The 19,575-nt window shown below is 60.6% G+C and carries 19 protein-coding genes; 14 read left to right on the forward strand and 5 right to left on the reverse strand.

Going from position 1 to position 19,575, the window contains the following annotated elements; genetic code table 11:
• Nucleotides 1-38: 38 nt before the first annotated feature.
• From IRY30_RS04295 to IRY30_RS04315, 5 genes are all read left to right on the forward strand, one after another.
• A complete protein-coding gene (locus IRY30_RS04295) occupies nucleotides 39-908 on the forward strand; it encodes an ABC transporter ATP-binding protein (protein WP_194556122.1) in 870 nt (289 codons plus the stop codon).
• A gap of 11 nt (nucleotides 909-919) precedes the next feature.
• Nucleotides 920-1,843 (forward strand): NUDIX hydrolase, encoded by a 924-nt coding sequence (locus IRY30_RS04300; protein WP_194556123.1) that lies wholly within the window; start codon nucleotides 920-922, stop codon nucleotides 1,841-1,843.
• Between the two features lie 3 nt (nucleotides 1,844-1,846).
• Nucleotides 1,847-3,010: a class I SAM-dependent methyltransferase gene (locus IRY30_RS04305; protein ID WP_194556124.1), complete on the forward strand. Its 1,164-nt coding sequence runs from the start codon at nucleotides 1,847-1,849 to the stop codon at nucleotides 3,008-3,010.
• Between the two features lie 86 nt (nucleotides 3,011-3,096).
• Nucleotides 3,097-3,885: an electron transfer flavoprotein subunit beta/FixA family protein gene (locus IRY30_RS04310; RefSeq protein ID WP_194556125.1), complete on the forward strand. Its 789-nt coding sequence runs from the start codon at nucleotides 3,097-3,099 to the stop codon at nucleotides 3,883-3,885.
• Between the two features lie 41 nt (nucleotides 3,886-3,926).
• Entirely contained in the window at nucleotides 3,927-4,880 is a 954-nt protein-coding gene (locus IRY30_RS04315) for an electron transfer flavoprotein subunit alpha/FixB family protein (RefSeq protein WP_194556126.1), read from the forward strand.
• A 46-nt stretch (nucleotides 4,881-4,926) separates the two neighbouring features.
• Here the strand turns inward: IRY30_RS04315 and IRY30_RS04320 are convergent, their stop codons facing one another.
• A complete protein-coding gene (locus IRY30_RS04320; protein WP_228502565.1) occupies nucleotides 4,927-6,027 on the reverse strand; it encodes an ATP-binding protein in 1,101 nt (366 codons plus the stop codon).
• A 113-nt stretch (nucleotides 6,028-6,140) separates the two neighbouring features.
• Between IRY30_RS04320 and IRY30_RS04325 the strand changes: the two genes are divergently transcribed.
• The 4 genes from IRY30_RS04325 to IRY30_RS04340 are packed head-to-tail and all read left to right on the forward strand — an operon-like array spanning nucleotide 6,141 to nucleotide 9,673.
• Nucleotides 6,141-7,292, forward strand: a complete 1,152-nt coding sequence (locus IRY30_RS04325) for a cysteine desulfurase family protein (protein ID WP_194556128.1) — start codon at nucleotides 6,141-6,143, stop codon at nucleotides 7,290-7,292.
• Between the two features lie 10 nt (nucleotides 7,293-7,302).
• On the forward strand, nucleotides 7,303-8,430 hold the full coding sequence (mnmA, locus tag IRY30_RS04330; protein WP_194556129.1) for a tRNA 2-thiouridine(34) synthase MnmA: 1,128 nt from the start codon (nucleotides 7,303-7,305) through the stop codon (nucleotides 8,428-8,430).
• Nucleotides 8,427-9,353: a uroporphyrinogen decarboxylase/cobalamine-independent methonine synthase family protein gene (locus IRY30_RS04335; RefSeq protein WP_194556130.1), complete on the forward strand. Its 927-nt coding sequence runs from the start codon at nucleotides 8,427-8,429 to the stop codon at nucleotides 9,351-9,353. The genes mnmA and IRY30_RS04335 overlap by 4 nt, the downstream gene beginning before the upstream one ends.
• Nucleotides 9,353-9,673, forward strand: coding sequence for a thiol-disulfide oxidoreductase DCC family protein (locus IRY30_RS04340; protein ID WP_194556131.1), 321 nt, complete (start codon nucleotides 9,353-9,355; stop codon nucleotides 9,671-9,673). The genes IRY30_RS04335 and IRY30_RS04340 overlap by 1 nt, the downstream gene beginning before the upstream one ends.
• Here IRY30_RS04340 and IRY30_RS04345 read toward each other — a convergent pair.
• Entirely contained in the window at nucleotides 9,670-10,608 is a 939-nt protein-coding gene (locus IRY30_RS04345; RefSeq protein WP_194556132.1) for a hypothetical protein, read from the reverse strand. The genes IRY30_RS04340 and IRY30_RS04345 overlap by 4 nt on opposite strands.
• Nucleotides 10,609-10,682: 74 nt before the next feature.
• Here IRY30_RS04345 and IRY30_RS04350 point away from each other — a divergent pair, with 74 nt between their 5' ends.
• Complete coding sequence (locus tag IRY30_RS04350) at nucleotides 10,683-11,168, forward strand: tryptophan-rich sensory protein (RefSeq protein ID WP_194556133.1); 486 nt, start codon at nucleotides 10,683-10,685, stop codon at nucleotides 11,166-11,168.
• Here IRY30_RS04350 and ligA read toward each other — a convergent pair.
• Nucleotides 11,128-13,152, reverse strand: coding sequence for an NAD-dependent DNA ligase LigA (gene ligA / locus IRY30_RS04355; protein ID WP_194556134.1), 2,025 nt, complete (start codon nucleotides 13,150-13,152; stop codon nucleotides 11,128-11,130). The genes IRY30_RS04350 and ligA overlap by 41 nt on opposite strands.
• A complete protein-coding gene (locus IRY30_RS04360; protein ID WP_194556135.1) occupies nucleotides 13,149-14,369 on the reverse strand; it encodes an HNH endonuclease signature motif containing protein in 1,221 nt (406 codons plus the stop codon). Before IRY30_RS04360 ends, ligA begins: the two co-directional genes overlap by 4 nt.
• A gap of 524 nt (nucleotides 14,370-14,893) precedes the next feature.
• Here IRY30_RS04360 and IRY30_RS04365 point away from each other — a divergent pair.
• The 3 genes from IRY30_RS04365 (at nucleotide 14,894) to ilvA (ending at nucleotide 18,542) form a co-directional block, all read left to right on the forward strand.
• Nucleotides 14,894-15,568, forward strand: a complete 675-nt coding sequence (locus IRY30_RS04365) for a 3'-5' exonuclease (protein WP_194556136.1) — start codon at nucleotides 14,894-14,896, stop codon at nucleotides 15,566-15,568.
• 124 nt (nucleotides 15,569-15,692) lie between these two features.
• Complete coding sequence (locus IRY30_RS04370; protein ID WP_194556137.1) at nucleotides 15,693-17,021, forward strand: cation:dicarboxylate symporter family transporter; 1,329 nt, start codon at nucleotides 15,693-15,695, stop codon at nucleotides 17,019-17,021.
• 15 nt (nucleotides 17,022-17,036) lie between these two features.
• Entirely contained in the window at nucleotides 17,037-18,542 is a 1,506-nt protein-coding gene (gene ilvA / locus IRY30_RS04375; RefSeq protein WP_194556138.1) for a threonine ammonia-lyase, biosynthetic, read from the forward strand.
• 4 nt (nucleotides 18,543-18,546) lie between these two features.
• Here the strand turns inward: ilvA and IRY30_RS04380 are convergent, their stop codons facing one another.
• Complete coding sequence (locus IRY30_RS04380) at nucleotides 18,547-19,209, reverse strand: ACT domain-containing protein (RefSeq protein WP_194556561.1); 663 nt, start codon at nucleotides 19,207-19,209, stop codon at nucleotides 18,547-18,549.
• Between the two features lie 67 nt (nucleotides 19,210-19,276).
• Here IRY30_RS04380 and gatC point away from each other — a divergent pair, with 67 nt between their 5' ends.
• Nucleotides 19,277-19,567: an Asp-tRNA(Asn)/Glu-tRNA(Gln) amidotransferase subunit GatC gene (gatC, locus tag IRY30_RS04385; RefSeq protein WP_194556139.1), complete on the forward strand. Its 291-nt coding sequence runs from the start codon at nucleotides 19,277-19,279 to the stop codon at nucleotides 19,565-19,567.
• Nucleotides 19,568-19,575 lie beyond the last annotated feature (8 nt).

Raw genomic sequence — 19,575 nt, forward strand, 5'->3', positions numbered from 1 at the left:
CAGGTAACACTTTCCAATCACGACCAAAGTGGTGCACCATGGAGGGCGTGACTCACAACCCATTGATTTCCGCACCTGCAACGGCCCCCGCACTGGCGGAGGACCTCGTGATCGATATGAGCGGGGTGACTGTAGTCCGCGAGGGTCGCAAGATCCTGGGACCAGTTGACTGGCAAGTGGAATTGGACGAGCGCTGGGTGGTGGTGGGGCCGAACGGCGCCGGTAAGACCACACTGATGCGCTTGGCCGCCGCGCAGATGTTCCCCACCACCGGCAGCGTGGTGCTCGTCGGGGAGACCATGGGCAAGGTGGATCTGCGCGAGCTGCGCACGTCCATCGGCATGTCCTCCTCCGCGCTGGCGCAGCGGATTCCCAACGATGAGATTGTGGCGGACATCGTGATCTCCGCTGGATACGACGTGCTGGGCCGCTGGCGCGAGAAGTACGACGAGATGGATCAGGAGCGCGCCATCGAGATCCTGGAGCAGGTGGGCGCGTATCACCTGGCAGAGCAGACCTGGGGCACGCTGAGCGAGGGGGAGCGCAAGCGCACGTTGATTGCCCGCGCGTTGATGACGGACCCAGAGCTGCTTTTGCTGGATGAACCGGGTGCAGGCCTGGACTTGGGTGGGCGCGAAGACCTCATCCATTTGCTCTCGCAGCTGGCGGAGGATCCTGATTCTCCCGCGATCGTGATGATCACCCACCACGTGGAGGAGATCCCGCCCGGCTTCACGCATGGTCTTTTGCTCGACGAAGGCGAAGTGGTGGCCCAGGGTGTTCTGGAAGACGTGATGACATCCCAGCACCTCACCTCTGCATTCCACCAGCCGATTGAGATCACCCAGGATGGCGGGCGCTGGTTTGCCCGTCGCACGCGCCGGGGTGGCTCTCACAGAAGTAAGTAAGATAGGTCCGCATGAGTGAGAATCGGCGTGGAAGACTCGTTGGGCCAGTGGAGCCGCGTCATGCGTCATCCGTGATCCTGCTGCGCGATACCCTCTCCGGACCCGAGGTGTACGTGCAGGAACGCGCCTCCACCATGTCCTTTTGTGCGTCCATGACGGTATTCCCCGGCGGTGGGGTGGATGCCCGCGACATGCCCGGTGACGTGGATCAGGATGGTCACGAATCTCCTGGTCTGCAATGGCAGGGTCAGAACCTGGAATGGTGGGGAGAGCGCCTGAGCAAGGACACGGCCATGGCTCGCGCCTTGGTGTGTGCTGCAGTGCGCGAGACTTTCGAGGAATCCGGCACCCTATTAGCCGGCACCGCCGATGGAACCGTGGTGGGGGATACCGCGCCCTTCCAAGCCGAGCGGAAGCTGCTGGAAAACCACCAGCTCTCCTTCTCCGACTTCATGGATAACAACAAGCTGGTGTTGCGCGCGGACCTGCTGCGGCCGTGGGCCAACTGGGTGACCCCCAAGGAGCAGCCCATCCGCTATGACACCGCGTTCTTCGTGGCTCAGCTGCCGGAAGGCCAGATCCCCCGCGGTGACACCCGCGAGGCCACCTCTACCGGCTGGTTCCGTCCCGCCACGCTGCTCGATGGTTGGCGCAGCAAGAAGATCAGCCTCATGCCACCCACGTGGGCACAGCTCAAACTGCTGGATACCTTCCGCACAGTTGCTGAGGTCATGGAGTTTTCCGCAAACCTTTCCGTGGATCCCGTGACCGTGGAGCCCGTGGATGAGCCGTACATGGCGGAGTACTACCTCATGGAAACCAAGATGTTCGGCACCCCGCGGCGTCATTTCGCGCCGGGCATGAAGTTTGCCGTGGCTCCGGAAGACCTGCCCGCGCACCCCTTTGAAAGCAATCCAGGGTCATACCTGCAGTAACGCATGCCGTATTCCTCCTCTGAACTGGATTTTCTGCTGAGCCACCCGGAAGCGGTGGAGGCCGCACAGCAGTACCCGCTGACCAAGAAGTCAGAGCTGGCCGATCTCACTGCGCTGCGCAAGCAGTACGGGGAGAATGCCCGCGCTCTGGTGGAGTTGGTGCGCGCTCGGGCTTTGGCGCGCAAGAAGATCCACGGCGGGGACGCATGGATGCTGGACGGCCCCAGCGCGCAGCAAGCCACGCCCGGGGTAGTGGCGGATGTTCGCGCTGCTCATTTACGTGAGTTTGGCGTGCAGCGCGTGACGGATGTGACGTGCAGCGTGGGTACCGAACTAGCGGCCATGCAGCGCGCGGGCATAGATGCGCTGGGTTCGGATCTGGATCAGATTCGCCTGCGGATGGCGCGGGAAAATGTGCCGGAGGTGCCCGTGGTCCGCGCGGACGCGTTGCAGCCGGTGACGCGCGAGGGAGTGGTTATTGCCGACCCCGCGCGTCGGGGAACCTCTGGCCGTATCCACCGCATCGATCAGCTCATGCCGCCCCTGCCGGAGTTGGTGGAGGCCTACCGCGGCCGCGAGTTGGCAGTGAAGTGCGCGCCGGGCATCGATTTTGCCGACGTGGTCGAATGGGCCGGGCAGATCGACATCGTCAGCGTGGATGGCGATGTGAAGGAAGCCTGCGTGTACACCCCCGGGCTGGCCAAGGTGGGACGCCGGGCGGTGTTGTTGCGTGGCGATCGCACGCTGGTGGTGACCGATGCGCAACCCGATGACATCCCGGAAAAGCCCTTGGGTGATTTTGTTTTCGACGTCGATGGCGCCATCGTCCGCGCCGGATTGGTTCGCCACGTGGCCCATCAGCACGGTTTGTGGCAGCTGGATCCGCGCATCGCTTACCTGACCGGCGATAGCGTGCCGGATGGGGAAACCGGGTTGCGCGCATTTGTCGTGCATCAGCAGGTGCCGCTGAAACAGCTGAAGAGTGCGCTGCAGGGGGTGAACGCCGGGGCAGTGGAAATCCTGGTGCGGGGAGTGGACGTGGATCCGGATCAGCTGCGCAAGAAACTTAAGCTGCGGGGGAGTGAGAGCTGGTCGGTGATGATCACCCGGGTGGGTATATCGGCTACGGCTATCGTTTGTCAGCCGGTCATGAGGGAAAAATTATAAAAAAATTGGCAACCTTTGTGGAGCCTTGCTGAGAAGTATCTATATAGTGGATCTGGAAAATAAACCCAACCAGGAAAGGCCAACGCATGTCGAACATCGTTGTTCTGGTCAAGCAGGTGCCGGACACTTACTCCGAGCGCAAGCTCACCGACGATGATTTCACCTTGGACCGCGATAGTGCAGATGCGGTTCTGGATGAAATCAATGAAAACGCAGTGGAAGCTGCTTTGCAGTTGAAGGAAGCTGATAGCTCCCGCAACGTTATTGTTTTGTCTGTCGGACCGACTCGCGCCACCGAAGCACTGCGCAAGGCGCTGTCCCTCGGTTGCGATGAGGCGATCCTCGTCACCGATGAGGCTCTCGAGGGCTCCGACGTTCTGGGCACCGCATGGACCCTGTCCAACGCGCTGAACCAGATCGAGGACATCGAAGTAATCATCGCTGGTAACGCCTCCACCGATGGTGGCGCTGGCTCCATTCCTGGTCTGCTCTCCGAGTACCGCCAGATCCCATCCCTGACCCACATGCAGTCCTTCAGCGTTGAAGGCGGCAAGGTCACTGGCGAGCGCGTGACCGACGAGGGCAAGTTCGGCCTCGAGGCTCCAGCTCCAGCCATCATCTCCGTCACGGAGAAGGCAAACACCCCACGCTTCGCAGCGTTCAAGGGCATCATGGCTGCTAAGAAGAAGAAGATCCAGGAGCTGAGCCTGGCTGACATCGGAGTGGACGCTGCTAACGTCGGCCTGGCTAACGCCACCACCTCCGTGTCTAACTCCGCTCCAAAGCCTGCTAAGTCCGCCGGTGAAGTTATCACCGACGAAGGCGATGGCGGCAAGAAGCTGGTTGAGTTCCTCGTTAAGGAAAAGCTGGTCTAGGCCAGTTCACCCCCACTAACTAAGAGAGAAAGGTACACCTCATGACCAACGTTTTGGTTTTGGTTGACCATGTCGAGGGTGAGCTGAAGAACACCACCCAAGAACTGATCACCGCTGCTCGAGTATTTGGCTCCGTCGGAGCTGTCGTTGTCGGTGCCCCAGGCACCGCTGAGAAGCTGCAGTCTTCTTTGGCTGCTGCTGGCGCAGAGACCATCTACGCCGCTGAATCCGACCAGGCAGATTCTCTGCTGGTCACCCCATCCGTGGACGCACTGTCCGGCCTGGCTGCACACCTGCAGGTTCCAGTGCTGGTCACCGCGACCGCAACGGGCAACGAAGTTGCTGGCCGTACCGGCGCACGCGTTGCTTCCGGCGTGGTTTACGACGCATCCTCTATCGATGCTGATCGAAACGCCCAGGTGGCAATCTTCGGTGGCGAGTACACCGTCACCACCTCCGCCGCTGGCGCTTCTCCTGTGTTCACCCTGCGCCCAGGCGCCGTGGACCCAGAGCCACAGGCTGCAGCTGGCAACGTGCAGGCAGTTGAACTGCCTGCTGCCGGTCCAACCGCTGTCACCATCACTTCCTTCGCAGCAGCTGAGGGCGGCGACCGCCCAGAGCTGACCGAGGCGAAGATCGTGGTTTCCGGTGGCCGTGGTGTTGCCGGTGCCGAAGGTTTCTCCACCGTCGTTGAGCCACTGGCTGACGTGCTTGGAGCAGCAGTTGGCGCTTCCCGCGCCGCTGTGGATGCCGAGTACTACCCAGGCAAGTTCCAGGTTGGACAGACCGGTTCTACCGTGTCTCCAAACCTGTACATCGCGCTGGGCATCTCCGGCGCTATCCAGCACAAGGCTGGCATGCAGACCTCGAAGACCATCGTGGCTGTGAACAAGGACGAGGAAGCTTCCATCTTCGAAATCGCAGATTTCGGTGTTGTCGGCGACCTCTTCAAGGTTGCTCCACAGGCAACTGATGAGCTCAAGGCTCGCAAGTAAGCTCTAAGCTTCTTGAGGTTAAACCCGCCCTTCGGGGCGGGTTTTTCTATGCGCTCAGTTCGCGAACATACTCACCCAAATAAGGCAGAGTAAACCGGACCGCGCCAAACCCCGCGCTCTCAATCAGGTCCCGGATGATCAGTCGCTGGCGTCGGGCCGAAATGCCATTGGGGGATGTGCCTAGGGCTTGCGCGATTTCGGCGGTGGGCACGTCCACGCCGTCGAAACTAGCCATGGCCTGCAGGAAAGCGATTTCCCCATCGGGCACCTGCATGAGCGCGGGGCGGTGAACTTGGGTCATCATGCGATTGATGGCGTCAGCGGAAATCGCATGGGTGTGCTCCTCAGTGATGATGGGTGAATCCTGTAGCGATGCCTGCGCCCAGGCCAACGAACCCACTACCTGGATGAGGTAGGGGTAACCGCGACACAGATCCATTGCCTGGTGGAGAGCGGTTTCCTCGATGGTCTTGCCGGCATCTTCGATTGTGGTGCGCAGCGTGATGGCCACGTCCGCATCCGCCACGGCGTGCAAGTCCACTCGCGTGGCCCGGCGCATGAACGTGGTGCCTTCGTGTTGCAGTAGTTTTTCGACGCCATGCGGGAGACCCGCGCAGGCCAGCGCGATCTCGTACTCATCTCGGATCAGATCCTGCACGGCGGTGGCCAGTTCCTGCAGGTGATCCGGCTGTGCAGCCTGCAACTCATCGAGGGTGAGGAAGATCCCAGTGCAGTGCTCGGCGAGCTCATGCAAGCGGGTGATGAGGGTGGGTGTGGATTCCACGGCCTCCGGGTTCTCATCCGTGCGGATGCCTCCCAACCCGGCGATGTTTGCGCCGGTGATGGTCCGCTGTTTCTGCGGGTTGAGAGCTGCTATGGCTTGGGGGATGGTGGTGTGAACCAGCTCCTCGATCATGTTGGCGCGTGGGTAGCAGCGCAGGGTGACCCAGCCTTGGGTTTTCGCGGTATCTTCGAGTTCGTTGAGAAGTACGGTTTTGCCCACGCCGCGTACTCCGCTGAGTAGAAGCGCGCGGTTGGGGGAGCCGGGCCCCTCCATGAGACTGAGTTGGAAGCCACGGAGTAGTTCATCGCGTCCCGCGAGGAAATAGGGGGAGGCACCGAAGCTGGGGCGGAATGGATTGCGCATAACGCTCACACTACTGGAGATTTGATAGATCTTGGGCGCGTGAATAGATTTGATAGATCTTCTGACGGTTGATAGATCTGGTAGATGTCCGGCGGGGGACTAAGGTAGCTAGCGTGAATCGTCTTTATGTTGATAACGCTGCATCCCAACCTCTGCGCGCCGAAGCGCACGAGGCGATGGTGGAGGCAGCGCACGTGCTGAACCCTGCCGGTCAATACGCCTCCGGGCGGGCCGCGCGCAGCGTGCTGGAAGATGCGCGTGAGGAGATTGCTGAACTCCTCGGGGCGGACGCCGCAGAGGTGATATTCACCGGCTCCGGCACGGAGGCCAACAATATCGCAGTGCAGGGATTGGCCTTCGGTTCCAAGGCCAAGCGCGGAGCCTCGGTGATTGCCAGCGCGGATATCGAGCACCCCGCAGTGATGGAATCCGTGGCCTGGCTGTGCGAAGGACCGGTGGATTTCGGTTTTACCCATGAGCGCCTCGATGTTGACGCGCACGGTAGAGCATCCCTTCCCGCCAGCGAAGACTTAGCCTTGCTCACCTGCATGTGGGCCAATAACGAAACCGGGAACATCCAGCCCGTTCAGCAGTTCAGTGATTATGCCCAGGCTAACGGAATCCCCTTCCACACGGATGCCGTCCAGGCAGTCGGACACCTGCCTGTTGATTTCCACCAGCTCGGAGCGGCCACACTAGCCGCCAGCGCGCACAAGTTCGGCGGTCCAAAGTCCATCGGCATCCTCCTGGCCCGGCGAGACGCGAACATCCTCAGCCCGGTCCGCGGCGGTGGCCAGGAGCGCAAGCTGCGCTCAGGCACCGTCAACGTGCAGGGTGCGGCTGGAGCTGCGGCGGCGTTGGCGTCGGCAAATAAGAACATGGAGGAAGAAAACGCCAAGATGACCGCGGCGCGCGAGCAGGTACGGGCGGTGGCGGAGAGCATCGCTGACGTGCGCATTTGGACCAATGAGCCCGCGTTGCCGGGGCATCTGCACATGAGTTTTCCGGGGGCGGAGGGCGATAGTTTGATCATGCTGCTGGATGCGGCTGGGGTGGATGCGTCCACGGGATCGGCATGCAGCGCGGGGGTGAATCGGGCCTCGCACGTGCTCATCGCGATGGGCGTGGACGTGTCCGTGGCGCGCGGGGCGTTGCGACTGACTTTTGGGCCCTCGATCACTCCGGAAGGTGCTGCTGAGCTGGCTGCTCAACTGCCGCGAATCGTGGATCAAGCCAGGTTGGCTGGCATGGCATCGGGCGCGTAGGGTGCCACATATGCGAGTAGTAGCAGCAATGAGTGGCGGGGTGGATTCCGCGGTGGCGGCCTCCCGCGCGATCGAGGCTGGGCATGACGTAGTGGGCGTTCACCTGGCACTATCCCAGAGCCCCGAGGCCGTGCGCGCCGGATCGCGCGGCTGCTGCAGCCTGGAAGATTCCGCCGATGCCCGCCGCGTGGCGGACAAGCTGGGCATCCCTTTCTACGTGTGGGATTTCTCGGACCGCTTCAAGGCCGATGTGATCGATGATTTCGTGGATTCCTACGCCATCGGTGAGACCCCTAATCCTTGCCTGCGCTGCAATGAAAAGATCAAGTTTGAAGCCCTGCTGGATCGCTCCATCGCGTTGGGCTTTGATGCCGTGGCCACCGGCCATTACGCGCGGTTGGAGGACGGGGTGATGCGTCGAGGAATCGACGCCAACAAGGACCAGTCCTACGTTCTCGGTGTGCTTACCGATGAGCAGCTGGCGCACTGCATGTTCCCGGTCGGCGATACCGTGAAGCCGGAGATCCGCGAAGAGGCCAAGGATGCTGGGTTCGGTGTGGCCTCCAAGCCCGATTCCCATGACATCTGCTTCATCCCCGATGGGCGCACGCAGGCGTTTCTAGGCAACAAGATCGGCCTGCGACCAGGGCTGATGAAAGATTCCGCGGGGGAGACGGTGGCCGAGCACGAGGGCGTGTACGGATTCACCATCGGGCAGCGCAAGGGCCTGGGCCTTCCGCGCGAAGGGCTGGATGGGCAGCCGCGTTATGTCACGGACATCAACGCGGCCACCGGCACGGTGACCGTGGGTAGTCGCGAGGATCTGCAGGTGCGCGAGATCATCGCCGATCGCCTGAAACGACTCGACCCAGCCAAGCACGGACGCGAGTTCGAATGCGACGTGCAGGTGCGCGCGCACGGCGGGGTAGTCCCCGCGATCGCTCGCCTGGTGGATGATCCAGATCCAGTCACTCCTGCCGGTCGCGAGAAGCGCGAGGATGAAAAGCCTTGGCGCTTGGAGCTGGAGTTGCTTGAACCTCTGGAGGGTGTGGCCCGCGGGCAGGCCGCCGTGGTGTACCAGCGAGATCCAGAGGGCGACATCCTGCTGGGTTCCGGAACTATCCGCCACACGGCATGACCCGCCTGGGCTGGTGGGAGAACACCGTAACCACCCACACCGATCTGCGTTCGGCCTACCTCAGCGCGCTGAAGCGAACCGTGGATGTGGACGAGGACACCGGTGTGCCACCAGTGCTTTCCCTGCCGCGGATCAGTGGTGGAGTGGGCAGGGAACTGGTGGCGACCACGGCTTCTTTGTCGCAACTTCCGCTGCGCACTAACCCGCGCGGATGGGAGATCACCGCGCACCCCAGCCTGGAGTCACGACGCACCGCAGGATTCATGCGCGAGCACTGGGACTTGGGTGAGGAGCTGCTGCCAGGTCGCGTCGAGCGAGTGATGGTGCACGTGCTGGGGCCGTGGAGTCTCGGCGCGTCCGTGGAATTCCGCGGGCATCCGTTGATCGCTGATCGCCCCGCATTCAAGGACGTGGCGCTGACACTGGGTGAGGCGATGCGGGAACACTGCGCGCGCTTGTCTTCGGCGATCGGGGCAGAGGTTTATGTCTGCATGCACGAGCCGCTGGTGTCCGCCGTGGAAACCGGGCTCCCCGGAGCAACCCAGTTTCACCAACTGGATCCAGTGCACCCGGAGATCATCGAGGGCGTGTGGCGCCGGTTCCGTGAGCAGGTGGGAGTACCGCTGACTCGTGAGACTGTGGACTTGCAGATGGATACAGCAACCAAGGATTCGATTGGGGCGAAGTTGGGGGAGGGCAGGGGCGTCGGCATCCTGATTCCAGCTGCTAAGGGGACGGTTGAGCAGCAAGCTTCCCGGATCGCGAAGTCCGCGATGCAGCTGTGGAAGCAGTGGACCCTGCCGGCTGAGCAACTTCCGGAGCTGGTGGATTTCGTGGTGCCGGAGGCCGTTCGCACGCCTGCGGAAGCGAGTACCGTGGCAGCTATAGCGCGTACATCAGCGCAAATGCTCTGGAGGAACTGATGACTTTCTATTACGACGGCGACTGCGGCTTCTGCCAGTGGTCCGCCCGCAAGCTCACCGGGCTCGCGGATGTGGAGACCAAGCCCGCGCAGCTCGATGACTTCGCCGTGTACGAAAACGGAGATTCCAAGGAGCTGGGCCACAAGGCCATCGGTGCTGTGCTCAAGAACCATGGGCGAGCTCGCTGGGTTCGGGCGGCCGGCACGGTGCTCTTGTTCCGCCCGCTTTCCCCATTGTTTGCTGGTGTGTACCGGCTGGTCGCGATGAACCGCCATAAGCTCGGCCCGCTGGTCGGCGAGGAATCCTGCGCGATCCGTTAGAGGTCTCGGATTAGCCGGAAAAAGTTACTAGTGAGTGGAGTGAACTCTTTCTCCAAAAACTGCACCGCTTGGCACATGCGAACCACAGAGGTTCCTTCCGGGGCCAGCTGGTCATCCGACGCGAGGAATTCCGTGGCTAGGGGAACATCGAGTTGCCAACCCAAACGGCGTCCGAGGATGAATGTGGCCATCGCAGCCTCGAAATAGTGAACAGTAGAAGGGGTGCCGCTCCTCGGTTCATTCGCGCGTCCGATCTGCATGTACAAAGACTTCTCGTCGACAGAATCTTCTGGATACGTCAACCACGGGACTCTGTACGTGATCGTGGCAAGACTAGCTGCGTAGATGACTTCCGTGAGCCGAGAGGATGGGGGAGCCGCGGATACGTAGGTATAGGTGGACGGCCACGGAAATGCGAGTGACATCCCCGTGTGTCGAGCGGGGTTCTTCACTGGCGTCAGGGCAACATCCATGCGTGATTCGAGCATTTGCTGCAACTCTTCGGGCGAGGGCTCACGGTTGGACTTGTGGAGGCCATACTTGGCCATCACTTCTTCGAGCTTGCCTACCGCCTGCTCAAGACTCACGGAAAAGCGGTGTTCGGGCAATTTCGCAAATGATTCGGCGTCAGTAATTGGCTGTCGGTTCTCAGTGGTCGAAATATCGTAGACCACTGAGGTAGGCCCCTTGATCTGCGAGACTATGAGCGGCCGCGCCCCAGGCTGGGGCGTTCGCCCAATGGCTTCCCAATCCTCCTTGCTAAGCGCAGCTGTGGCTCCAGGGTTTTGCACCAGAATTACCACGACGTTATAAAAACTCTGCGTGGCAAAAATGCAAGCATTACTGACAAATTGGCGAAAAGAGTCTGCTTGTTGAGGATCGGTTGCTGAAGGTATTTCGTGGGAAAGGGTTTCGAATAGATGAGAGGAAGTCATCGTGTCTCCTAGATCGGCGGCAGGCTTATCCTAGAAGATGCTCAGGACAACCCCGCTCCCAAAAATCGAACGGCGTGACTAGCCTTGTGCGCATGAACCTCCTCACCGAGAAGTTCCACACGGGGCCCATCAAGCAGCGCCGCCGTTACCGCACCCTCTTTGCCACCAGCCTGGCCTTGGCAGCGAACACCGGGATCAGCCTGTTCAACAGCAAATCCCGCTGGGCATGGCCGCCATTGCACTGGGCAGTGGCGCACGTAGTTGGTAATACCCTGGCGGATCTGGAGGAGTTCGAAGGCAAGGGGCGACACTTCACGGAACTCACCGAATCGGTTGGTGCCAACATCGCGCTCAGCGCTGGGTGGAGCGTGCTCAGCAGCAAGTCCCCCTATGCCTCGCTGGTCAGCGCGGCTCTGCTCACCGGCTCCACCGTGGATCTCTTGCAGCGCTGCCGCGAGGTCGACCCACAACGCGCCAACCTCCTCGCGCCCTACCTCGCTTGGCTGCAGCTGGTCATCATCAAGGAGTGCTGGACAATTCTCCGGAAAGTAACTGCTTAAAGCCCTCCTCATCCAGCACCTTCACCCCAAGATCGCGGGCCTTGGTCAGCTTCGAGCCGGCCTTTTCGCCCGCCACCAGGTAATCGGTGTTCTTCGAGACACTTCCCGACGCCTTCCCGCCCCGCTCCTCAATCGCTTCCTTGGCTTGCGTCCTATCGAACTCTTCCAGGGATCCCGTGACCACGATTGTCAGACCCTCTAGGGTGTTCGCAGTGGTGGATTCGGCGGCGTCGGATTCCATACGCACACCAGCCTGGGCCCACGCCTCCACGATGCCCGCGTGCCAATCCACGGTGAACCAATCCGCGACCGATTGGGCGATGATTGGGCCCACGCCTTCGATCTCGGACATCTCTTCGGTGGTGGCAGCGCGGATTGCTTCGACTGACCCATAGTGTTTGGCCAGGGCTTTTGCCGCGGTGGGGCCGGCGTGGCGGATGGAGAGCGCCACGATGACTCGCCACAGCTCCACGGACTTCGCGGCTTCCAGTTTCTCCAGCAGCGTCTCACCGGACTTGTTCAGTGAGCCGGCCTTGGTGGTGTACGCGGTGGTTTTCTCCAGGTCCTCGCGGGTGAGGCTGAACAGGGTGGATTCGTCCGCGAGCACGCCGGAGTGGATGAGGTCATAGGCTGCCTTCTCACCGAGGGCATCGATATCGAAGGCGCCGCGACCGGCCAGGTAGGTGAGGCGGGTGTGCAGCTGACCCGGGCAGAAACGGGTGTTGGGGCAGCGCCAGTCGGCGTCGTCCTCCTTGGTGGGCGCCAGGGGAGTGCCGCATTCGGGGCAGATGCTGGAGTAGATGAACTCGCGTTCTCCGCCTGCGCGGGCATCCTCCACGGGGCCCAAAACCTCCGGGATTACCTCTCCGGCCTTGCGGATCATGATGGTATCTCCCAGCCGGATGCCCTTGCGATGGGCCTCCGATGGGTTGTGCAGCGTGGCCATAGAGACCGTGGAACCTGCCACATACTTGGGCTCCATCACCGCGTACGGGGTGGCGCGGCCGGTGCGGCCGATACCCACGCGGATGTTCCGCAGGATTGTCAGCGCTTCCTCCGGCGGGTACTTGTATGCGATCGCCCAGCGTGGGGCGCGGCTGGTGGTACCCAGTTCCAGCTGTTCCTCCAGCGCGTCCACCTTCACCACGAGCCCATCCATCTCATGGGCGGCATCGTGGCGGTGCTCGCCCCAGTATGTGACCTGTTCAAGCACCTCCTTCGCGCTGTGCACCTGCTTGGTATAGGGGCTCACGGGCAGTCCCCAGGACGCAATGGCTTTGTAGGCCTCGTGCTGGCTGGACACGTCAAAGCCCTCGCGCGCACCGATGCCATGGCAGATCAGCCGCAGTGGACGCTTGGCTGTGTCCTCCGGGTTCTTCTGCCGCATCGCACCAGCCGCTGCGTTACGGGGGTTCGCGAACATCTTCAGCCCCTCCGCCTGGCGCTGCGCATTCATCGTGGCGAAATCCTCCACCGTGATAAACACCTCGCCGCGAATTTCCACCAGCTCGGGATAGTCGCCTTCGAGCTGATCGGGGATATCACTCAACGTGCGTGCATTATGGGTGATGTCCTCACCCGTGGTGCCATCGCCGCGGGTCAGCGCCAATTCCAACCTGCCGTTGACGTATAGCAAGTTGATGGAGGCACCGTCGATCTTCAGCTCGGTCAGGTAAGTCTCCGCAGGCGTGCGATCCAGCCACGCCTGCATCGATTCCTCATCGAAGACATTGTCCAAGCTCAGCATCCGCTCCCGGTGATCCACGTTCCGGAATGGGCTGGATTCCGGCGGCGCAGGGGCGACTTCGGCCGTGGGGCTGGTCTCCGTGACCGCCTCTGGGTGCTCGCGTTCGAAATCCTGCAGCCGGCGCAACAGGGCATCAAAGTCCTGGTCGCTGAGGGTCGGCTCACCGTAGTAGTAGCGCTCGCGATGCGTGCGCACCTCTTCGGCCAATTGCTGCCACTGTTCCTGAATATTGCTCACCTCGCCGAGTCTATCCGCAAGCCAAACCGCGCTGCGCTAGTCACCTGAGCATTCATCTTCTCCCACCGGATCCGACGCTCGTTGTACTCCTGTAAAACTTTGGTGCGCCGGACTGCACGCATTTCGAATGTTTCTCGACGCAAAACGCCGCCCGGTTCTGTCACCACCGTGTGCCCATCTCCATGCGAAGTCCAGGTTTCCGTGCCGTCCGCGTGGAGTGAAACATCCCACTGACCTGCGGTCTTCAGGCGATGGTGGGTGCGGCAGAGACAATGCAAGTTTGCAGTTGATGTCTCGGACTCCCAGCGCTGCACATGGTCGAGATCGCAGCGCTCGGCAGGCACATCGCAACCGGGGAAGCGGCAATGCCCATCCCTGCCGATCACCGATGCGCGGATGGTTGGGGTGGGTTGGTAACCGTCTGTCTTGGCATAACCGGGCGCCATCACGTGGGTGATGCGGCGCATCCAATCAGCGGAGATCAGCGGATGCAGCCAGTGTCCCGCAATCTGAACCCTGCCGTCCTTGGCATCCACCGAGCGGTACACGTTCATGGTGATCTGCGCCGTGGATTCCCCGCGCAGCAGCTGCATGAACGCTTCGGCTCGATCACACAGTTGCTCACGGCACACATGGTCCAGCATGAGGTTGACCTCGTGAGCCTCTGCCTTGTTGAGCTTCAAGATGAAGCTGGTGACCAGTTCATTTCGGGCATCGGTATGCAGGAGCGGGAAGCGTTCATCGGGAGCAGGAGTGGGATCCTCCTCCCTGGGTCGAGCAGGCGGGCAGTGCTTATCCATGATGCGCTCGCAGATGGATCGCAAGCGTCGATGAGTGGGGACGGCCTGGTTTGATTTCTTCGGCTTAATCGCCGTGAGCAAGTCATCTTCGATCACGTGGATGAGTTCATCGGGAACAGCCTCGAGGTATTCCGCCAAGCGACGGAGATATTCGAAGCACATGTGCCCGTCAGACAAGTGCGCAGCGAGTTGGGGAAAGCGGTTGAGCATGCGGTTGGCGTCGAGAAAATGCATGGCCATGCTCTCGGTCACGCCGAGGCGGACTGCGAGACGAGAGCGCACGTCATCTACGCATTCATCCGGCAGTGGTGTGCAGTTGAAAGCGATGGCGAGGTCTTGTTGGTTTCGGTGGATGATGGCTTGGCTGAGTGGGTCTGAGTCATCGCAGACGCGCCACGATGGTTGTGCTGAGTTCACGAGTCCCCCGAGGACGTGATGGTGGTGAGGTGTTGAAGAACAGAGTATTCAGGCACGAGACAGGGCTTGGAAATCCCATCTCAAACTAGAACATGTGTTCGATTATAGTGAAATAGAAAAGCTTGTCAAGAGCCAGCGGGATACCGATAAAAACATGTGTTCACCTGCCGTTATGAATGTGTCTCGCAACACAACAGGGGGCACGGGGTGCATCGCGAAAATATAACTACTGAGGTGGTGATGAATCCGTGCCACCTGCAAAAACACAGAGCTGTTGATGAAATTATTTGGGGGACCGGGGTCGACGAACGAGGTCACTGGTTTTAGCGTGAATACCGTTCACATGACACCAAAAGAAACCAAAACAAGGAGCACCACAATGTTTCTCTTCCCAGACAACACTGCACACAACTACCTCTTCGGCGATGATGACGGACTGTTCATCGAGGCTGACAACACTGATCGCATCGCAGACGACATGCTTGTCTAAACCCCCTGTCTGAGCCCCCTATAGAGTGGTGGGCATGAACGGACATTTTGATCCATCGCACATGCTCAGCTTCGATTTGGAGACCACGGGGGTGGACCCGCGCACGGCGAAGATCGTGACCAGCGCGGCGGTGACAATCAAGGGAAAGGATCGGGATGATGTCGAGCTGCTGGCGGATCCGGGGATTGAGATCCCGGAGGCGGCCGCGAAGGTGCACAGCATCACCACGGAATATGCCCGCGAGCATGGCCGTCCGCACGATGATGTGCTGGCGGAAACCATCGAGCGGATCCGCAAAGGATGGGAAGAAGGGGCCACGCTGATCGTGTACAACGCCCCCTATGACCTCAGTGTTCTCCGCGCTCTGGAACCCAGTTTCACCGTTGATGGCCCAGTGTTTGACCCGCTGGTGGTGGATAAGGAAAAGCGGAAGATCCAAAAAGGCAAGCGCACGCTGGAGGTAGTGGCTGCGCACTACAAAGTCCCGCTGGATAACGCGCATGAGGCCACTGCGGATGCTGTCGCCGCAGCCCGCATCGCGTGGAAGCTCACCCGCGAGTACCCCGAGCTGCTGGAAATGACCTCCGATGAGCTGATGCTCGCGCAATCCACCTGGTACTACGAGGCGCAAGTTAGCTTGCAGGCATATTTCGAAAAGCAGGGTAAAAGTACTTCAGTAAATAACAGTTGGCCCATTGCGGAAGTCTGATTGTTCCAGCTCCCGCCTGCGCATTTTCTTTGACAACCGGGACAGTTCCCAGGCGTTTTGTTATCCGAGACACACAAGAGCACAATTCTTGCAGCATTAACCCCTCGAGAATTGGAAACCCCTCATGTCTCAATCGGCACCCGCCTCCACCAAGAAAGCGAAAAAGGATAGGACACACTGGCTCTACATTGCAGTGATTATTGCTGTAGTAGCAGGTGTTGTCCTAGGGCTGGTCTCCCCAGAGTTCGCCAAGGGCCTTAAACCCCTGGGCACGGCATTTGTCAGCTTGATCAAGATGATTGTCCCTCCGGTGATCTTCTGCACCATTGTGTTGGGAATCGGTTCCGTGCGCGAGGCTGCGACCGTGGGCAAAGCCGGCAGCATCGCTCTGGTTTATTTCATCTCGATGTCGACGCTGGCTCTGGGCATCGGCCTGGTTGTCGGCAACCTGATCCAGCCGGGCGATGGCCTCAACCTGCACTCAGAACAGGGTGCAGTTCAGGACGCGCTTTCCAAGAACGAAGAGGCGCCACATGGCCTATTTGGATTTATCCAGTCGATCATTCCAGATACCTTTTTCTCCGCTCTGACCAGCGGATCGGTTCTGCAGACCTTGCTCATTGCCCTATTGGTGGGCTTCGCGCTGCAGTCCATGGGTCCATCCGGGGAGCCCATTTTGGATCTGGTGGGGCACTTGCAAAAACTGGTGTTCAAAATCCTGGGATGGATTCTGTGGCTGGCTCCCATCGGCGCATTCGGAGCCATGGCAGCGGTGGTGGGTGCAACAGGCATTAACGCAGTTGTGCAGCTAGGCATGTTGATGCTGGGGTTCTATCTCACCTGCGTGATCTTCATTTTCGGGGTGCTGGGATTAATTCTGCGGGTATTCACCGGATTTAATATTTTCAAACTGGTTAAGTACTTGGGCCGGGAATTTCTGCTGATTTTCGCCACGTCCTCTTCTGAATCCGCATTGCCAAACCTCATGCGGAAGATGGAACACATCGGGGTTGATAAATCCACGGTTGGCATCGTGGTGCCCACCGGATATTCCTTTAACTTGGACGGCACGGCGATTTATCTGACGATGGCATCAATTTTTGTGGCGGATGCAATGGGCAAGCCCATGAACATCGGGGAGCAGATTTCCCTCCTCATCTTCATGATCATTGCCTCCAAGGGTGCCGCGGGTGTTACCGGTGCAGGCATCGCTACGTTGGCTGCTGGAATCCAATCGCACCGGCCGGATCTGCTGGATGGGGTGGGCATCATTGTCGGCATTGACCGGTTCATGTCAGAGGCTCGTGCACTCACCAATTTCGCCGGAAACTCCGTGGCGACTCTGTTGGTCGGCACGTGGACAAGGACCATCGACAAGGATCAGGTCCATCGCGTTCTCGATGGTAAGGATCCCTTCGTAGAGGTCGCCGAGAACGCGGGCGCATCCACGTAGCTAAGATTGTCTTCCATGGTGAAAACAGGCGGAGACTACTTGAAGAGCATCGTGGCCGCGCCGGTGTACCGCGTGGCCAAGCACACCCCACTGGAAAGCATGGATGCGCTGTCTATTCGCACGCGCAATACCGTGCTGATTAAGCGGGAAGATCTGCAGACGGTGCACAGCTTCAAGATCCGCGGGGCATTCAACCGCATGGCGCAGCTCACGCCGGAGGAGAAGCGTCGGGGAGTGGTGGCCGCGTCGGCGGGCAACCACGCCCAAGGAGTGGCGCTTTCCGGCCGCGAGCTGGGAATTCACGCGCTGATCGTGATGCCCGTGACCACCCCGAGCATCAAGATCAACGCGGTGCAGGGGTTCGGCGGCGAGGTGTTGCTGCATGGATCTAACTTCGACGAAGCCAAGGCCAAGGCCATGGAACTCAGCGAGCGCGACGGCTTGATCTGGGTGGCGCCCTTCGATGACGAGGAAGTCATCGCTGGTCAGGGCACCATCGGCTTAGAGCTTTTCCAGGATCGTCCGGATTTGGATAAGGTCTTCGTGCCAGTCGGCGGCGGCGGGCTGGCGGCCGGCGTGGCGGTTTTGCTCAAGCAGCTGCGCCCAGAGATCCAGGTCATCGGCGTGGAACCCGTGGAGTCCGCCTGCCTGAGCGCGGCCTTGGAGGCGGGGGAGCCCGTCACGCTGGATCGCGTGAGCCTGTTCGCGGAGGGCGTGGCGGTGCGCCAGGTAGGTGAGGAATCCTTCCGTTTGTGCCGGGAATATCTCGACGCCGTGGTGACCGTCACCTCAGATGAGATCAGTGCCGCGATCAAGGATATTTTCGACGACACCCGGGCCATCGCCGAACCAGCAGGTGCTGTGGCTGTGGCTGGTCTCAAGCGCTACGTGCATGATCACGGCACCGAGAACGAGAACCTCGCGGCGATCCTCTCCGGTGCGAATATGAACTTCCACTCACTGCGCTATGTTTCGGAACGCGCAGAACTGGGTGAGGGCACGGAGGGAATCTTCGGCGTCACCATCCCGGAGGAGCAGGGTGCGTTCCTGAAGTTCAGCAAGATCCTGGGGGGCAGGGCAGTCACGGAGTTCAATTACCGGCTGGGCTCCCGCAAGACCGCGCGCATCTTCGTGGGCGTGCAGGGCGGGAACCGGCAGGCAATCGTGGAGGATCTGGAAGCCAATGGTTATGGCGTGGTGGATCTCTCCGCAGACGAGATGGCCAAGCAGCACGTGCGCTACATGATCGGCGGGCAGCCGCCGGTCGAGGTCTCAGAAAACACCCTGAGCTTTGAATTCCCCGAGCACCCAGGCGCGCTTCAGCACTTCCTGGAAATCCTGGGTACCCGCTGGAACATCACAGCGTTCCACTACCGCAGCTTCGGCATGGATTATGGCCGCATCCTCGCGGCGTTTGAAAACGTGGAAGGCAACGCGGAGTTCCAGGAACACCTGGAGCAGCTGGGATACCCCTACCGGGATGTCACCGATTCTCCCGCGTACCAGTTCTTCCTGCGCTAGTGCGCTAGTTGAAGAAAGCGCCCACGATGATGCTCAGCTGCTCCAGGCTCTCCAGTTCGGACAGCAGAAAGTCCGGGCCGCCGGGGCGACCGATCACCAGCAGCAAATTTGTGCCCTTGATGGGCGTGGCGGCCAGAGATGAGTCCATGACCGTCCAGTTTTCCGGGATCCAATCCTCGGCTTCCGGATTGAGCACGCGCGTCTCGGTCACGGGTGCGTACTCCAGCACTCGTCCGTTATCTGCCGGTGCCGCACTAGAGGCGGCCACGCGAGTGGTGGAAGGCTCACTGCGCAGCACGATTGCCCAGCCCGCAGTCATGGAAGTAGGCAAACTCTCCATCAGGAGGGCGAGTGCTTGATCGATATTGTGGCGTCGAGAAGCAACGGCAGCGAGCATCTGCACCTGACCGCGTCGATCCACCGTTCCCGAGTACGGACGGATGGAATCCACGTACACACCGGGCAGCTCCTGAGACGCGGTGATGAGAGCATCGGGGAGGAGGCGGCTGGGCAGCTGAACGACGATGTCATCCACTACCACGCCGTCCTCATCGTGGCCCACGATATCCACGCCCACGATATTGGCGCCCACATTGCCCAAAGCCACAGCGAGAAGCCCGAGAGAACCGGGGCCATCGGGCATACGGACGCGCATGAGGTAAGACATGCCTTCGAGCATAGTCATGCCACCCCGTAATGCTGCACCCCGCCGGACTATCGCTAGACTAATCCCCATGTCTGAGATTTCGCGCGATGACGTAGCACACTTGGCTCGCTTGGCCCGCCTGAGCTTGAGCGAGGAAGAACTCAACGAATATGCCGCCCAGATCGACGGGATCGTGGATCACGTGGCGGCAATCGGTGAAGTAGATACCGCCAACGTGGAGCCATTGAGCCACCCCACCCAGAACACCGTGATGCGCGAGGACGTGGTGATTCCCACCCTCACCGCCGAGCAAGCCCTGGATCAGGCGCCTGCTCAGGACAAGCAGCGTTTCCAGGTTCCCCAGATTCTCGCCGACTAACTAAGGAG

This window comes from Corynebacterium suicordis DSM 45110 (genome assembly GCF_015351405.1).
Lineage (GTDB): Bacteria > Actinomycetota > Actinomycetes > Mycobacteriales > Mycobacteriaceae > Corynebacterium > Corynebacterium suicordis.

Bases quoted from the DNA above. Each gene is read 5' to 3' on its own strand.
- IRY30_RS04295 (WP_194556122.1), top strand. From the start codon at position 39: ATGGAGGGCGTGACTCACAACCCATTGATTTCCGCACCTGCAACGGCC.
- IRY30_RS04300 (WP_194556123.1), top strand. From the start codon at position 920: ATGAGTGAGAATCGGCGTGGAAGACTCGTTGGGCCAGTGGAGCCGCGT.
- IRY30_RS04305 (WP_194556124.1), top strand. From the start codon at position 1,847: ATGCCGTATTCCTCCTCTGAACTGGATTTTCTGCTGAGCCACCCGGAA.
- IRY30_RS04310 (WP_194556125.1), top strand. From the start codon at position 3,097: ATGTCGAACATCGTTGTTCTGGTCAAGCAGGTGCCGGACACTTACTCC.
- IRY30_RS04315 (WP_194556126.1), top strand. From the start codon at position 3,927: ATGACCAACGTTTTGGTTTTGGTTGACCATGTCGAGGGTGAGCTGAAG.
- IRY30_RS04320 (WP_228502565.1), bottom strand. From the start codon at position 6,027: ATGCGCAATCCATTCCGCCCCAGCTTCGGTGCCTCCCCCTATTTCCTC.
- mnmA (WP_194556129.1), top strand. From the start codon at position 7,303: ATGCGAGTAGTAGCAGCAATGAGTGGCGGGGTGGATTCCGCGGTGGCG.
- IRY30_RS04335 (WP_194556130.1), top strand. From the start codon at position 8,427: ATGACCCGCCTGGGCTGGTGGGAGAACACCGTAACCACCCACACCGAT.
- IRY30_RS04340 (WP_194556131.1), top strand. From the start codon at position 9,353: ATGACTTTCTATTACGACGGCGACTGCGGCTTCTGCCAGTGGTCCGCC.
- IRY30_RS04345 (WP_194556132.1), bottom strand. From the start codon at position 10,608: ATGACTTCCTCTCATCTATTCGAAACCCTTTCCCACGAAATACCTTCA.
- IRY30_RS04365 (WP_194556136.1), top strand. From the start codon at position 14,894: ATGAACGGACATTTTGATCCATCGCACATGCTCAGCTTCGATTTGGAG.
- IRY30_RS04370 (WP_194556137.1), top strand. From the start codon at position 15,693: ATGTCTCAATCGGCACCCGCCTCCACCAAGAAAGCGAAAAAGGATAGG.
- ilvA (WP_194556138.1), top strand. From the start codon at position 17,037: ATGGTGAAAACAGGCGGAGACTACTTGAAGAGCATCGTGGCCGCGCCG.
- IRY30_RS04380 (WP_194556561.1), bottom strand. From the start codon at position 19,209: ATGTCTTACCTCATGCGCGTCCGTATGCCCGATGGCCCCGGTTCTCTC.
- gatC (WP_194556139.1), top strand. From the start codon at position 19,277: ATGTCTGAGATTTCGCGCGATGACGTAGCACACTTGGCTCGCTTGGCC.